This is a genomic window from Nitrosomonas oligotropha (assembly GCF_009833085.1).
GTDB classification, from domain to species: Bacteria; Pseudomonadota; Gammaproteobacteria; order Burkholderiales; family Nitrosomonadaceae; genus Nitrosomonas; species Nitrosomonas oligotropha.
The window spans coordinates 36558-51505 of the sequence record NZ_QRBZ01000025.1 but is presented as its reverse complement, the minus strand read 5'-3'; the positions used below and the strand labels follow the sequence as shown (position 1 = coordinate 51505).

The following is a 14948-nucleotide window of genomic DNA, read 5'->3' as shown; positions in this document are numbered from 1 at the left end:
TCAGACCGTCACCAACGTTCCTTCATCTTCTCCTGTTATTATACGTTTAAGAGCGCCAGTCTTGAAAATACTGAATACATTGAGTGGTAATTTTTGATCCCGGCATAACGTCAGCGCTGTTGCATCCATTACCTGTAAATTCTTAGCGATCGCTTCATCAAAAGATAACTGATGAAAGCGCGTCGCATCCGGATTAATTTTCGGATCGCTGGTATAAATGCCGTCCACCTTGGTTGCCTTGAGCATGATATCCGCATTCATTTCCATGCCCCGTAAAGCGGCTGCGGTATCGGTAGTAAAAAAAGGATTACCCGTTCCTGCCGCAAAAATTACCACTCTGCCGTCTTTCAGATAACGAATAGCACGTCCGCGAATATAAGGTTCCACAACTTGTTCGATGCGTAAAGCGGACTGTATTCGCGGCACCAAGCCGACGAGCTTCATGGCATCTTGCAGTGCCAGGGCATTCATCACAGTGGCTAACATGCCCATATAATCCGCGGTAACGCGCTCAAGCCCGTCATTGGCGGACTTCATGCCACGAAAAATGTTTCCGCCGCCAACCACAATGGCAATTTCAACACCCAATTTACTGACCTCTTGAATCTCAGCAACAATTCTGCCCATCACTGCATGATTGATCCCATACTTATCTTCACCCATCAGGGCTTCGCCGGATAGCTTCAGTAAAATACGTTTATAGGCAACAGCGGTCATTGATCGTTAATTGGAGATGATGATAACTCGTGCTACTTTGCTTGTTCCATCTGGGCTTTCACTTCTTCCGCGAAATTCTCGGATTTCTTTTCTATCCCTTCTCCAACCACAAACATCGTAAACGCGTTTACTTTGGCGGATTTTTTAGCCAGCAATTTTTCTACGGTTTGCTCCGGATCCTTGACAAAAGGCTGACCTAACAAGGTGATTTCAGCCAGATATTTTGCAATGCGGCCATCGACCATTTTTTCAATGATATTCGCCGGTTTGCCGCTATCAGCCGCTTGTGCCGTGAAGATCTGCCGTTCATGCGCCAAAACATCGGCGGATACTTGCTCTTTGGAAACGCACACGGGTTTACTTGCCGCGATGTGCATAGCCAGATCTTTGCCTAGCACTTCATCACCACCGGTGTAATCGATCATTACACCAATTTTAGTGCCATGAAGGTAATAAGCCAGCTGACCTTGTGTTTCATGACGCCCGCAGCGGCGGATGCTGATATTTTCACCCAGCTTCATGATCAACGCTTTACGAACCGTTTCAACAGTTTCACCGCTCGGCAGCGCCGCTTCGCTTAATACTGCAACATCCGTGCTATTTTTTGTCGCCACCAACCCAGCCAAGCTTTTGGCAAAATTGATAAAATCTTCATTTCGGGCCACAAAATCCGTTTCACAGTTAACTTCAACCAGTGCGCCGCATTTGCTGTCAGTCGAAATATACGCGCCAATGACACCTTCAGCTGCGATTCGTCCTGCCGCCTTACTTGCTTTGGCGCCGCTTTTAATTCTTAACAGATCTTCTGCCGCTTTCATATCGCCGTCAGTCTCTGCCAGCGCTTTTTTGCATTCCATCATGCCAAGACCGGTCATTTCACGTAACTCTTTGACCATGCTCGCGGTAATTTCCGCCATATTTACTCCAGTTACAAAATTAATTTATGAATGAATAGAGATTTTAATCAAGATAAGATTAAAATTTACTTAACATTCAATGGCAAATTAAATAATCTTCAACAAATCCGCCACAGGTTGATAAGCCTTACCTTGAAACAGTTCAATGGTATTTGATACCCAATCGATAACTGCTGCACGTGCTGCAGCTATCGAAAAATGCAAATTTCTTAACTTTGCCCGGCCTCTGCACTCATCTCAACGATTTCTTGAATCGATTGATTACGTCCTTCCAGAATCGCATCGGCTACACCGCGCGCATATAAGCGTATTGCCCGGCTCGAATCGTCATTTCCAGGGATAATGTACTGTAAATTATCGGGATTATGATTGGTATCAACGACACCGATAACAGGAATACCGAGCTTTCTGGCTTCTGTAATCGCGCCTTTTTGATAGCCCACATCGATGACAAATAACGCATCCGGCAATCCTTTCATATCCTTGATGCCGCCCAGACTGCTATTGAGTTTATCCAATTCGCGCTGAAGATCGAGCGCTTCTTTTTTTACAAGCTTATCCAGCGTTCCATCTTGTGTCATTACTTCCATTTCTTGTAAACGCTTGATAGATAGCTTGATGGTTTTGAAATTAGTCAGCATTCCGCCTAACCAGCGTTGATCTACGTAAGGTGATCCGCAACGCTGGGCTTCCTCGCGCACAATGTCGCGCGCCTGGCGTTTAGTGCCGACAAATAAAATAACACCCTTGTTTGCTGATAGTTGACGCACATATTTCATGGCTTCTTCATACATCACCAACGTTTTTTCGAGATTGATGATGTGAATTTTATTGCGATGGCCGAAGATATAGGGGGCCATTTTGGGATTCCAGAAGCGGGTTTGATGACCAAAATGAACACCTGCTTCCAGCATTTGACGCATAGTTACTGACATAAATTTCTCCTTATGGATTGAGCCTCCATTCGCTTTAATAATTCAGAATTAAGAGCGAATGTGTGTATTTAATTCAACGGGTGTTTCATGCGCTACCGCATCGACCGTTAAATTATGGCCGTATTATATAGCATTTTCCTTGGCTTACTCAAGCTGACAGAGAAACAGAATAACGCAGGTAATTATTACGGATGTGCAACAAGCACTTTTCCAGCGTCGCACTATGCTAGTAATCGTTAAAGATTTAAGGCTTTTTAGCGGCTATCACCGTTAAGTGATACAGGACGAGTTTCCCATTTTCAATCTTAAGCGGGCAATATCATTTATTTGTATGTGTTTATTATCCACAGTAATGATATTTTCGTCTTGCAGTTTTGAAAACGCTCGGCTGACAGTCTCTAATTTGAGACCAAGATAGCTGCCAATTTCCTCGCGCGTCATGCGGAGATTGAATTCGGACTCGGAGTAACCGCGCATTAAAAAGCGACGCGACAAATTGAGCAGAAAAGATGCCAAACGTTCTTCCGCCTTCATACTGCCGAGCAGCAGCATTACACCATGGTCGCGCACGATTTCACGGCTCATGATTTTATGGAAATGACGCATGAGAGAGGGGATGGTGCGGCTAATCTCTTCCAGCTTGGCGAAGGGAATTTCACACACTTCGCTATCCTCAAGCGCTATCGCATCGCAGGTATGAGTGTCCGTACTGATGGCATCCAAACCCAGCAGCTCACCCGTCATGTGAAAACCGGTCACTTGCTGACGTCCATCTTCCTCCAGCACGCAGGTCTTTAAGAATCCGCTGCGAATGGCAAACAAGGATTGAAACTGCGAGCCGCTACGATGCAAATAGCCGCCTCGCTGAATTTTCCGTTTATGACTGACGACATCACCCAGAACCTGGATTTCCTGATCATTAAGACCGACAGGTAAGCAAAGCTCCCGCAAACTGCAAGTAGCGCAGCTGGAACGAATGTGCGAGATATCGAGATGATGTAGCGATGTATCGATAAGCAAAGTGTTTTCCAAATAGGGAACTACATTTCAACGCTTTAATTGATCTGAATCAAAATTAACATTTCAAACCCGCAACATAATTCTACGATATTGGCGGGAGGAGTGGATATTCTTTTTTAGATCGATCGCATACAACACAACATGTTTGGCCATGAAAACCAGTAATTGATGGCATATCAATGCAGATCTCTTCGGGCAAGATTCTTCACAAAATGAGATTCCCAGTGCATCCACTAAGATATTCGGATTCATCTACTGATTTGCTTCAAATCAGCTCAGATCTCATTCGCAAGTTCGGTGTTTACAATGCTGATTATCGTTTGTACCCGGAAACGGATTACTTTGTCGAAACGTTTGATGCGCGCACCTATTCCACATGGTTGAACAATTGCAAATCGGGACACTTCCGTCGGCCAATATCGTTATATGTGCATATCCCTTTTTGCCGTTCTTTATGTTTTTACTGTCAATTCAATCAGATCATCGCCGACAAAAATGACGGCATATCGACCTATCTCGATTACTTATCGCGTGAAATAAAACTACAAGCGCAGTTTTTCAAAGAAGACCCGAAGCTTGAACAGCTATATTTTGGAGGGGGCACACCGACGCTGCTGAATGACACTCAGCTAGGCAGCATCTTAAAAGCAATCCAGCAAAATTTTAACCTGATAAAAGACGGTGAATTCTCAATCGAAATCGATTCGCGGCAAATGCCTCATCTATCCATGCAAGCTTTGAAGGAAATAGGTTTTAATTGCGCGATTATCGGTGTTCAGGATTTTGATGATCATGTGCAACAATCCGTCCATCGCGTTCAGACAGAGAATGCCACGTTGCTTGCAATCCGTGACGCTCAGCAAGCGGGCTTTAAAACAATAAGAACGGAATTGATTTATGGATTACCCAAGCAAACTGTAAAAAAGTTTGAGTACACGCTGGGAAAAATCATAACGGCCGACCCGGATCAAATTAACTTATTAAATTACCAGCACCTGCCAGAAAAATTTAAGCCGCAACAAAATATTAATCCGGAAGATTTACCTGATATAGAAACCGGACTAGAAATGCTTTTGCTTGCGATTGCCCGTTTAACGGCGGCAGGATACCTGCACATCGGCATGAATCTGTTTGCCAAAAACGATGATCAACTGATCGTTGCACAACGTCAAGGCAGGCTTTACTACGGCCTGCAAGGTTATTCGATCTATCCTGACAGCTATCGCGTCGCATTGGGAGTTTCGGCAATCGGCAGCATTGGTCCGGCTTTAAGTCAAAATGATTGCGATCTTTTGCAGTACTACAGCAAACTGGAACACAATATTCTGCCAATCAAACGCGGCATCGAATTAACTCCCGACGATTTGATCCGGCGCTCTGTCATGCAAGCGCTTATTTGTCATTCCGTGCTTTCTTATGAGTCGGTGGAGGCGTATTTTCCCATCGAATTCAAAAACTATTTTGCTACGGAATTAGCAGAACTTATTGTTTATGAACAAGCAGGCTTGGTCACGCTCAACGATCAGGAAATTACAGTGACGCCCAAGGGACAATTATTGATGAGCAGTATTTGCGCGGTTTTTGACAAGTATCTGCGCGCTGTGCAGCGCCATAAAAACCGCTCGATACCTATGTGAAATTTACCTGAGAATCGTTGGACTCTCAGGTAGTCAGAATTATTTGACTTGGCTATTCGTCAAAATATATTCAGCCAAACGGTCGGCGGATTCACCCTGAATATTCTTAAATGCCGGCATTCTCATGCTGCCCGATTGAAATTTCTTGATAATTGCATCCTTATTGGCCACTTTTTCGCTTAATACCATTGCCACATTAGCGCTTAAAGGCTTGTGGCATTCTGTACAAGCAGAGCTAAAAATCGTTTCTCCGGATGCATCTGCTGGCGGAGCATAGTCTTTGCTTGCGCCACAGCCGGCTAAAATGAATAGCGCCGCTATCGTTAATGCGAAATTTAATTTTTTCATTCCCTGACTCCAGTTTACTTAGTTCAATCAAAATACCGGGAGTAATCCCGATCCCTACTTGGTTGCTTATAAAATTTATCAGCTCCGCGCTTTAGAAGACCAACCATACCCAGTATCATAACAGCTTGCCAAACAAATGTTTTAAGACAGTTTCCTAGCATCCCAAGGTTATCCGGTGTCAACAAGCGCACTTAGCATTATTTATAAATCAAATGCAATCAATGGAATAGCGCATATTTGCTGAAGCGGCCAAGCTGATTATGACCTCGGTTTCAATAGCATTGTTAACATTAAGTGTAATTCTTAACAATTTCTTAACATTTCCCATGTTATTGTGCGCAGCAGTTCTTAATTATTATTAATTTAGGCTCTTCAATATTAATAACAATTAATGACAATAGCATCATTTGCGTTAAGTGTAACTCTTAACAATTTTTTAACATTTACTATGCTACTGTGCGCAGCACTGTAGTAAAAGAGCGACAAAGATTCTTTTTTACAAAAAATCAAGTGTTATGCTAAAAAAATGAAGTTAGCAACCCGCTATCATCAATATAATAAAAAGCAGTTGCGCGTAGTAGAGTTTTTTATTGGTAACAGAACGTTAGCAAATAGTTTAGTAAATTCACATTGCATTAATAGGGAGATTGCATGTTTAAAAAGATAAGTACTGTTATTTTGTTGTCCGCACTTGGCCTGTCGCTGAGCAATCCAGCTGCCGCTGACAAGACCGTAGAAGATTTTGAAGTGTGGGGAGGTGTTTTCTCACAAGGTAATTTTGGTTTCGTCAATCCGCAAAATGCCGAATTGAAAAAATTCAGATGGTGGATGGAAGGACAAGGCCGGTTTGGTAATGATGCTACGCAATTTTCGCAATCACTGATCCGTCCGGGTTTAGGTTATGCGGTAACCGACAAAATCGTTGTGTGGGCAGGTTATGCTTGGGCGCCGACTGCTGAACCTTTAGCATTGAAGTCAGGCCATCCATTCAACGAACACCGTATTTGGGAGCAAGTAACCTGGGCGGATAATTTTTCATTCGGCCGGTTATCAGCGCGTAGCCGTTTCGAGCAACGTTTCTTTGATCATAACGCACCGCTTCCAGGTGCAAACGATGTAGCGCACCGGTTCCGTCAATTGGTCAAATTGGCAGTTCCATTGCCCCAAGTCAATCCGAATTTAAGTTTCATCGTTCAAAGCGAGTTGTTTATTGCCATGACGACGATTGACAACAATCCGGGCTTTATTTCCCGCGGCTACGATCAGAACCGGGCATTCGTTGGATTGGGTTACAAAATCAATCAATATGCGACCGTTGAAATGGGTTACATGAACCAATTCATCAACAGACCGCATAGCAAACGTCCGGATCAAATGATGCATAACTTTGTAGCCAGCTTGTTCCTGAACTTCTAAGACACACTAGTGATGTTAAGCAGTTAACACCTAGTTTGTATTTCAAACAACCGGTTAATTTTCCTGACTTCAGGAAGTTAACCGGTTAATTTTTTCCGCATTCACTGGATTGTATTCGCGGATAAAAAATCCGCGCTCTTCGTTTCGATTTTCCGCATTGAATATCAACAGACACAAGAAGTAGTAACTTTTTCTTCGCATTCCATTACTATACTGCTCCTTTCCGACCACTCACAAAGTAACGCATGCAAGATTTTAAGCCAGGCCAGCGTTGGATCTGCGATGTCGATCTGCAACTGGGATTAGGCACGGTGCAGACCGTCGAACACCGGATTGTCACCATTCTGTTTAAAGCGACCGGTGAAACCCGTTCATACGCCAAACAATCGGCGCCGTTAACGCGGGTAATCTTTAAACCGGGCGATACCGTCAGCGGTCAGGATGGCGCCGCCATCAAAGTCACCGGCCTGATCGAACGCGACGGATTGATTGTTTATACCGGTACCCGCGCAGACGGCAGCCAGGTTGAGCTGGCGGAAAACCGGCTGGCAGCACAAGTACAATTGAACCGCCCGTCCGCGCGCTTATTCACCGGCCAATTCGACCAGGACAAATGGTTTCGCATCCGCTATCAAACACTGCTGAACCGCAACCGGCTGGCAAACGCGCCACTGTATGGACTGGTGGGCACGCGCACCAGCCTGATTCCGCACCAACTCTATATTGCCCGCGAAGTGGGCCGCCGTTTTGCACCGCGCGTGCTGCTGGCCGATGAAGTCGGCTTGGGCAAAACCATCGAAGCCGGTCTGATTTTGCACCAGCAATTGCTCACCGAGCGCGCCAAGCGCGTGCTCATCGTGGTGCCGGAAACCTTGATCCACCAATGGCTGGTGGAAATGCTGCGGCGTTTCAATCTGCAATTCAGCATCTTCGACGAAGAACGTTGTTTGTCGCTGGAAGCAAGCGATGAAGACGATGAAGATGAGGAAGACGGCAACGGCAAAGAAAGTGAAAACGCCGAAAATCCGTTTCACAGCGAGCAACTGGTGCTGTGCAGTCTGCATTTTCTGCGGCAAAATCCGCAGCGTTTTCAGCAAGCGCTGGAAGGCCGCTGGGATTTGCTGGTGGTTGACGAAGCGCATCATTTGCACTGGTCGCCGCAAGCCGCAAGCCCGCAATACGCCATGATCGAGCAACTGGCGGCGCGCACTCCGGGCGTGCTGCTACTGACCGCAACGCCGGAACAACTGGGTAAAGCCAGCCACTACGCCCGCCTGCGCCTGCTCGACCCGCACCGTTTCAGCAGTTTTTCCGCATTTGTCACCGAAGAGCAGTCGTACGAACCCATCGCCCGCGCCGTCGAAGCGTTGCTCGAAGGAAAAGAGTTGACCGGAGACACTCGCCAATTGATCGCGGACACGCTGGACCCGGCGCAAGCCCAAGCACTGCTGGCGGAACTGCAAGACCAGCAAGCCCGGAATAAACTCGCGGAATCCTTGCTCGACCGGCATGGCACCGGACGCATTCTGTTCCGCAACACGCGCGCGGCGGTCAAAGGATTTCCGTCACGCAAGCTGGTTGCCAATCCGCTGCCGCTACCGGCGGAATACCTGCCATTCCTGCTAACGTTTGAAACCACGTCATTATCCAAACCGCAATTACTGCTATGCCCGGAATTGATCTATCAGGTGCGATGCGAAGACGATCAGCCGTATTGGAGCGAAATCGACCCGCGCGTGAACTGGTTGATCGCCACGCTCAAGCGGGTGAAACCGGAGAAAGTGCTGGTCATCGCCGCCAATGCCCAAACCGCGCGCGATCTGGCGCAAGCGCTGAAAGAAAAAACCGGCCAGTTCATTCCGGTGTTTCACGAAAGTATGAGCCTGATCGAGCGCGACCGCGCCGCAGCGTTCTTTGCCGACAAGGAAACCGGCGGCCAAGTGCTGATCTGCTCGGAAATCGGCAGCGAAGGCCGCAATTTCCAGTTCGCCCATCATCTGGTGCTGTTTGACCTGCCGCTCAATCCCGATCTGCTCGAGCAGCGCATCGGCCGCCTGGACCGCATCGGCCAGACCGACACCATCCAAATCCACGTGCCCTATTTGGAAAACAGCGCGCTGGCGGTGATGTTCCATTGGTATCACGAAGGCTTGAATGCGTTCGAGAAAACCTGCCCGGCCGGTCAAACGGTATTTGTCAAAGTCGAAGAGCAACTCATCGCCGCGCTGCATCAACGCCAAACCCAGGCCGAAATACTGGCCGGATTGATCGGCGTCACGCAAACGGCGCATCGGGAATTGAACGAAGCGCTCGACCGCGGGCGCGACAAGCTGCTGGAATACAATTCGTTCCGGCCCATCGCAGCGGAACAGCTCACACAAGCCGCGCGCACGCAGGATAACGATCCGCTGCTGCCGCAGTACATGGAAACGGTATTCGATTGCTGCGGCGTGCACATCGAAGACCACCGCAGCGGCAGCTTTCTGATCGAACCGAGCGAACACATGAGCATGCCGTTTCCCGGCTTGCAGGACGAAGGCTCGGTCATCACCTACGCGCGCGAAGTGGCGCTGGCCAACGAGGATATGCATTTCCTGACGTGGGAACACCCGATGGTCACGCACGCCATGGAACGGATTCTGAGCCATGAAAACGGCAATGCCGTAGTGGCCATGCTGAAACACAAACGCGTGCAACCCGGCACCTTGCTGCTGGAAACCCTGTTTGTGCTCGAAGCCAGTGGACACAACGTGCAGCAAAGCAACCGCTACCTGCCGCCCGCCGTAATCCGCATTGTGCTGGACGAACACGGCAGCGGCGACTACCCGTTCCTGGATCACGACTCGGTCAACCAACACCTGCAACCGGTCGCAACCGGCATCGCCAAACAAGTAATCCAACTGAAAGAAGACGCCATCCGCGAGCTGTTAACCACCAGCGAACAACAAGCCAGCGCGCAAGCCCCGCAACTCATCGCCGCAGCCGAAGCGCGCATCCAGCAAACCTTCACCCCGGAAATCGAACGCCTCAAAGCGTTACAGCAAGTCAATCCGAACGTACGCAACGAAGAAATTGAATTTTTTGAGCAACAATTGCAGCAACTGACCGCTGCGCTGAAATCCAGTAATCTGCGGCTCGATGCGGTAAGGGTGATTGTGGCGACGTGAAGCCATCCGGTAGCTCGGAAATAACGAAAAAAGCAGTGAAATCAGTAGTGAGAAGGTATGATACACGCCAGAATCTGTCCTAATCCTTGAAATCAGGAGGCCGCGTGAACAAAGAAATCATTGTGAAGCGAGTGCAAAACCGCTTACCCGGTCTGCTGGCGCTGTATGCCTTTGGCAGCCGCATTCAAGGCCTTGCCAGCGCTGAAAGCGATCTGGATCTGGCGGTGTTGGTGCCTGGTTATGCCGACCCACTGCTGATGTTCGATCTGGCCGGGGGATTAGCCGATGATGTGGGTTGCGCGGTGGACTTACTCGATCTGCGGGCGGCATCGACGGTCATGCAATACCAAATTATCATCACGGGCGAGCGCTGGTGGCAAAAAGATGGTCAGGCGGCGCTTTATGAAGTGGCCATTCTGAGCGAAAAGACCGCGCTGGATGAGGCCCGCAATGCACTGATCGATGACATTCAACACCGGGGGAGCGTGTATGGCCGATGATGTCTTGCTCAACAAAGCCGCCACCATTGAGCGATGTGTGCTGCGCGCGCGTGAGGAATATGCGGCTGACCCCGCCACATTTGCCGGGAATCCCACACGGCAGGATGCTGCTATTCTGAACATTCAACGCGCCTGCGAAGCGGCACTGGATATGGGGCAGCACTTGATCCGGCGTGAACGGCTGGGTATTCCGCAAAGTGCGCGCGATGTGTTTACGCTGCTGGCGCAGGCGGGCTGGATTGATCTGGTCTTGGCAGAAAAACTCAAGCGCATGGTGGGGTTTCGCAACATCGCGGTGCATGATTATCAGGCGCTGCAATTATCCATCACTGTAGCGGTGATAGAAAACCATCTGGACGAATTCCTGCAATATAGCAAAGCGGTGTTGCTCAAGGATGCGGCGCACTCCCGGCATCAGTAGCGTTATCGTGGCGCACCTATCCGTCATTCCCGCACAGGCGGGAATCGAGTGGGTTTGCTTCAACCCGGAAATCGAATGCTTCAAAGCACTGCAACAAGTCAACCCGAATGTGCGCGACGAAGAAATCCAGCAATCTGCGGCTCGATGCCGTAAGGGTGATTGTGGCGACTTGAGAACCAACGCTTTACTAGCAACTTAATTTATTGCAGCATTGAGTTAAATGGAGGAATAAATGGGTAATCGATATAAAACCAGCCTTCTGTTATTACTCTAGTGAAGCAATCAATGATTCAATCAAACCTAAATGAAGCCCGAACGCGAGCAGACTTTATTGATTCACAGCTCGCACAAGCAGGCTGGTCTCGTAGCCGGTTTACGCTCCTCGAAGAGTTTTTGCTCAAAGCTGCCCAACCGGATAGCACTTATCGAAATGATCAGTTTGCAGATTACGTGTTGCTTGGATCGGATGGCAAACCAATTGCTTTAGTTGAAGCGAAACGCTCATCCCGGGATGAGCTTTCTGGAAAACGTCAAGCGGCCGATTACGCAGATGCAATCAAAACAAAGTTTGATCTAGATCCATTTATATTTCTTACTAATGGTAAAGAAATTCAATTTTGGGATCGAGAGCGCTATGCCCCTAGAAAAGTAGCAGGTTTTTATACACGTGATGACCTTGAACGCCTGCGCCACCAGCGGCAATATGCCCAGTCGCTTAAGGACGTAACGATCAATGCAGAAATCGCTGGCCGTGATTATCAAAACGAAGCGATACGCCGAGTAACGGAAGGAATTGACGCCGCTAAGCGCAAATTCCTATTGGTAATGGCTACCGGTACAGGCAAGACACGAACCACCATTGCATTGGTGGATAACTTGCTGCGCGCCAAGCGCGTGCAACGCGTACTGTTTTTGGCTGATCGCCGTGAATTGGTTCGGCAGGCAATGTCAGAATTCAAATTCCACCTACCTAACGAAAGCCTTGCACGCATTGAAGCCGGTGAAACTTCCGGTGCGCGTATTCAGTTTTCTACCTATCCGAGCATGATGCAAGTGTACTCCCGTCTATCGGTCGGTTATTACGACTTGATCGTTGCCGATGAAAGCCACCGTTCCATTTATCAGCGCTACAAAGCCATTTTTGATCACTTCGATGCCATTCAGCTCGGCTTGACAGCCACACCGACGGACTACATCGATCACAATACTTTCGAATTATTTGATTGTGGTGATGGCGTTCCCAGCTACTACTACAGCTACGAACAGGCTGTCGCCGATAAGAACCTGGTGAACTATCGTGTGTTGGATGTGCAAACTAACTTTCAACTTCAAGGCATTCAAGGCGATGCTTTGCCCGAACCCTTAAAGCAAATGGCGCGCGATCAAGGAGTGGAACTCGATGAACTTAACTTCGATGGCAGCGATATTGAGAAAGGCATTATCAATCATGGCACTAACGATGCCATGGTGCGCGAGTTTATGGACAAGAGCCGAAAAGATATTCGCGGTCTGCCGCACAAATCGATTATCTTTGCTGTTAGTCACGCTCACGCCAAACGTTTGTACGAAAGTTTCAACCGCCTTTACCCCGAGCTACAGCGGCAAGGCATGGCTGAAATCATCGATAGTCATATGGAGCGTGCCGACGCTACGCTGGATGATTTCAAATACAAAACCATGCCACGTGTCGCTATCTCGGTTGACATGCTGGATACCGGCGTGGATATTCCCGCCATTCAAAACTTGGTCTTTGCCAAACCGGTATTTAGCAAGGTCAAGTTTTGGCAGATGATCGGTCGCGGCACCCGGTTGCACACGGATAAAGCTTCAGGTGAGATAAAAAAAGATTTTTTGATTATTGATTACTGGAAAAACTTTGCCTACTTCAAGCTAAAGCCCGACGGTGAGATTGATCACCCCAGCGAGCCGTTACCCGTCCGTTTATTTCGACTACGACTCGAAAAATGGCAGCTCCTGTATGCTCAGAAGCAAGACACACAAGCTGCCATTGATGAATTGCGCGCCATGTTACAAGCTTTGCCTCGGCAAAGTATCAACGTACGCCCGCATTGGAATGAGCTTGATGCGCTAGCGCAGCAATGGCCTGCACCTGAACAAAGTATGCTGCAACATCTTTCCAAGGCTATTGCGCCATTGATGCAGCTCGCACCCTTGACGGGCCTGGATGAGCTTCAATTTCACATTTGGTGCGAGCGCCTTACCGTGGCCTGGCTCAACGGAGATGCTGACGAGCAAGCCAATATCCGCGAATACATCCAAAAAGCCATTACCGGCTTAGCCGATAACATCCCCGAAGTGCAGCGCGTCGCCGAACAACGCGCATGGATGTGCTCAATCGGTTTCTGGCAGCATCTGGACATGCCACGACTAATGACACTACAAACCATATTCGCCCCCTTGATGCGCTATCGCACTAGCACGCCGGGGAACACCATCGAGATCAACCTCCCGGATAGCATCACTCAGCGTAGTTGGATTATCTATGGCCCCACCGGTGAAGGTGCGTTTGCCGAAAGCTATCGCGAGCAGGTAGAGGCGCTGGTGCGTCGTTTGGCCGATCAACTGCCCGAGTTAGCCAAACTCAAAAACGGGGAGAACTTGACTGATGAAGAGTTGGAACGCATCAGCGAAACGCTGAATCAGGCTGATCTGTTCGTTACCGAAGACATCTTGCGTAAGGCTTTCGAAGCGCCTGCCGCTTCGCTGGCGGACTTCCTGCGCCATATTCTCTGTGAAAGCACACAGTTGCCCAACCGTGAACAGCGCATTAATGAAGCATTTGACGCATTCATCGCCGCGCATGGTTATCTGCGTGCTAACCAATTGAACTACTTGCGAGCGGTAAAAGCAGCGGTACTCCGCCATGGACGCATCAGCCGCGCGGCACTCAGTGAACCGCCACTGTCGCGCGTTGGCAGCGTGGAGTCGCTATTTCCGCCGCAGGACATCGAAGAACTTGTTAATCTCGCCAACCATTGGCTGGATGAAGCTGTATGACCGCTAAAAGGAAAAACTGAATGCTTGCGCCACATATCAAGAAAAAAGTCGATGAACTCTGGAATCGTTTCTGGGCAGCTGGCCTCACCAACCCATTGGTGGCCGTAGAGCAAATCACTTACCTGCTCTTTCTCAAGCGTTTAGAAGATATCGACACGAAAAGAGCCGACCGAGGCCTGCGATCAATTTATGCACTGACCCCGGACGAGGAGGCTCAGATTCAAGCAGCACCCGAAAAGGACAAGGCCGCGCTTCGAGAAAAGCTAGATGCTTCCAGTTGCCGGTGGAGCTATATCCGGCAGGAAAAAACTAATCCAGTGCATCTCATTGATAAGGTTTTTCCTTGGTTGCGCACCATAGATCAGCGCTTGGCAAGCAATGAAGATGATACCGAACTGGCCAGTCTCAACAACCGCATGGCGGATGCCTACTTTCAGCTTGATCCCAACAAGGGCAAGGTGCTGAGCGATGCCATCGATGCCATTGACCAACTGTTTGCCCGCGCCGGTGAAGGTTCCGCTGCCCAGGACATCATGGGCGACACTTTTGAATATCTGCTCAGCGAAATGGCTACGGCCGGTAAGAACGGTCAGTTCCGCACACCTCGTCATCTAATCCGCTTCATGGTCGAACTGCTTGATCCCGAGCCGGGCCAGCGCATCATCGATCCGGCAGCGGGTACTGGCGGATTTTTGTTCAGTACCCGCTGCCGGATCGATGATGCGCAAGTACTCAGCCCAAGAGAACCTGGTGTTGGAATGGGACGGCACCCCGCACCGCACCGATGGTGCCGCAGCCACACCCGAGCAATACGCTGCGATTCACCAGGGTGCCAATTTTGTAGGTCTTGAT

The 14948-nt window shown here is 48.9% G+C and carries 13 protein-coding genes; 8 read left to right on the top strand and 5 right to left on the bottom strand.

From position 1 onward, the window contains the following. From pyrH to fnr, 4 genes are all read right to left on the bottom strand, one after another. Nucleotides 1-717 carry a UMP kinase gene (pyrH, locus tag ABD07_RS08370; protein ID WP_107802804.1) on the bottom strand — a complete coding sequence of 239 codons (717 nt, stop codon included), beginning with the start codon at nucleotides 715-717 and terminating at the stop codon, nucleotides 1-3. 32 nt (nucleotides 718-749) lie between these two features. Beyond that, nucleotides 750-1634 (bottom strand): translation elongation factor Ts, encoded by an 885-nt coding sequence (gene tsf, locus ABD07_RS08365; RefSeq protein ID WP_108699453.1) that lies wholly within the window; start codon nucleotides 1632-1634, stop codon nucleotides 750-752. Between the two features lie 209 nt (nucleotides 1635-1843). Next, on the bottom strand, nucleotides 1844-2569 hold the full coding sequence (rpsB, locus tag ABD07_RS08360) for a 30S ribosomal protein S2 (RefSeq protein ID WP_108699452.1): 726 nt from the start codon (nucleotides 2567-2569) through the stop codon (nucleotides 1844-1846). 270 nt (nucleotides 2570-2839) lie between these two features. Beyond that, a complete protein-coding gene (gene fnr / locus ABD07_RS08355) occupies nucleotides 2840-3589 on the bottom strand; it encodes a fumarate/nitrate reduction transcriptional regulator Fnr (protein WP_160817909.1) in 750 nt (249 codons plus the stop codon). Between the two features lie 224 nt (nucleotides 3590-3813). Between fnr and hemN the strand changes: the two genes are divergently transcribed. After that, nucleotides 3814-5226 carry an oxygen-independent coproporphyrinogen III oxidase gene (hemN, locus tag ABD07_RS08350; RefSeq protein ID WP_160817908.1) on the top strand — a complete coding sequence of 471 codons (1413 nt, stop codon included), beginning with the start codon at nucleotides 3814-3816 and terminating at the stop codon, nucleotides 5224-5226. Between the two features lie 39 nt (nucleotides 5227-5265). Here hemN and ABD07_RS08345 read toward each other — a convergent pair whose 3' ends face one another. Continuing rightward, the gene (locus ABD07_RS08345) at nucleotides 5266-5574 is read right to left on the bottom strand and encodes a c-type cytochrome (protein ID WP_160817907.1); all 309 of its coding nucleotides are present in this window, start codon (nucleotides 5572-5574) and stop codon (nucleotides 5266-5268) included. A gap of 651 nt (nucleotides 5575-6225) precedes the next feature. Here ABD07_RS08345 and ABD07_RS08340 point away from each other — a divergent pair. The 7 genes from ABD07_RS08340 to ABD07_RS15200 all read left to right on the top strand — a co-directional run bounded on the left by ABD07_RS08340 (nucleotide 6226) and on the right by ABD07_RS15200 (nucleotide 14947). Continuing rightward, nucleotides 6226-6990, top strand: a complete 765-nt coding sequence (locus tag ABD07_RS08340) for a DUF2490 domain-containing protein (RefSeq protein WP_108699449.1) — start codon at nucleotides 6226-6228, stop codon at nucleotides 6988-6990. A 245-nt stretch (nucleotides 6991-7235) separates the two neighbouring features. After that, nucleotides 7236-10157 carry an RNA polymerase-associated protein RapA gene (gene rapA / locus ABD07_RS08335; RefSeq protein ID WP_160817906.1) on the top strand — a complete coding sequence of 974 codons (2922 nt, stop codon included), beginning with the start codon at nucleotides 7236-7238 and terminating at the stop codon, nucleotides 10155-10157. 104 nt (nucleotides 10158-10261) lie between these two features. Then, entirely contained in the window at nucleotides 10262-10657 is a 396-nt protein-coding gene (gene mntA, locus ABD07_RS08330) for a type VII toxin-antitoxin system MntA family adenylyltransferase antitoxin (protein WP_160817905.1), read from the top strand. Then, complete coding sequence (hepT, locus tag ABD07_RS08325) at nucleotides 10647-11078, top strand: type VII toxin-antitoxin system HepT family RNase toxin (protein ID WP_160817904.1); 432 nt, start codon at nucleotides 10647-10649, stop codon at nucleotides 11076-11078. Before mntA ends, hepT begins: the two co-directional genes overlap by 11 nt. Then, nucleotides 11053-11277, top strand: a complete 225-nt coding sequence (locus tag ABD07_RS08320; protein WP_160817903.1) for a hypothetical protein — start codon at nucleotides 11053-11055, stop codon at nucleotides 11275-11277. Before hepT ends, ABD07_RS08320 begins: the two co-directional genes overlap by 26 nt. Nucleotides 11278-11363: 86 nt before the next feature. Then, entirely contained in the window at nucleotides 11364-14096 is a 2733-nt protein-coding gene (locus ABD07_RS08315) for a type I restriction endonuclease subunit R (RefSeq protein WP_160817902.1), read from the top strand. A gap of 20 nt (nucleotides 14097-14116) precedes the next feature. Further along, nucleotides 14117-14947, top strand: a complete 831-nt coding sequence (locus ABD07_RS15200) for a type I restriction-modification system subunit M (RefSeq protein ID WP_275689496.1) — start codon at nucleotides 14117-14119, stop codon at nucleotides 14945-14947. Nucleotide 14948: the final 1 nt, after the last annotated feature.

Coding starts and splice junctions, on each gene's coding strand:
- pyrH (WP_107802804.1), bottom strand. CDS start 717: ATGACCGCTGTTGCCTATAAACGTATTTTACTGAAGCTATCCGGCGAA.
- tsf (WP_108699453.1), bottom strand. CDS start 1,634: ATGGCGGAAATTACCGCGAGCATGGTCAAAGAGTTACGTGAAATGACC.
- rpsB (WP_108699452.1), bottom strand. CDS start 2,569: ATGTCAGTAACTATGCGTCAAATGCTGGAAGCAGGTGTTCATTTTGGT.
- ABD07_RS08345 (WP_160817907.1), bottom strand. CDS start 5,574: ATGAAAAAATTAAATTTCGCATTAACGATAGCGGCGCTATTCATTTTA.
- ABD07_RS08340 (WP_108699449.1), top strand. CDS start 6,226: ATGTTTAAAAAGATAAGTACTGTTATTTTGTTGTCCGCACTTGGCCTG.
- rapA (WP_160817906.1), top strand. CDS start 7,236: ATGCAAGATTTTAAGCCAGGCCAGCGTTGGATCTGCGATGTCGATCTG.
- hepT (WP_160817904.1), top strand. CDS start 10,647: ATGGCCGATGATGTCTTGCTCAACAAAGCCGCCACCATTGAGCGATGT.
- ABD07_RS08320 (WP_160817903.1), top strand. CDS start 11,053: ATGCGGCGCACTCCCGGCATCAGTAGCGTTATCGTGGCGCACCTATCC.
- ABD07_RS08315 (WP_160817902.1), top strand. CDS start 11,364: ATGATTCAATCAAACCTAAATGAAGCCCGAACGCGAGCAGACTTTATT.
- ABD07_RS15200 (WP_275689496.1), top strand. CDS start 14,117: ATGCTTGCGCCACATATCAAGAAAAAAGTCGATGAACTCTGGAATCGT.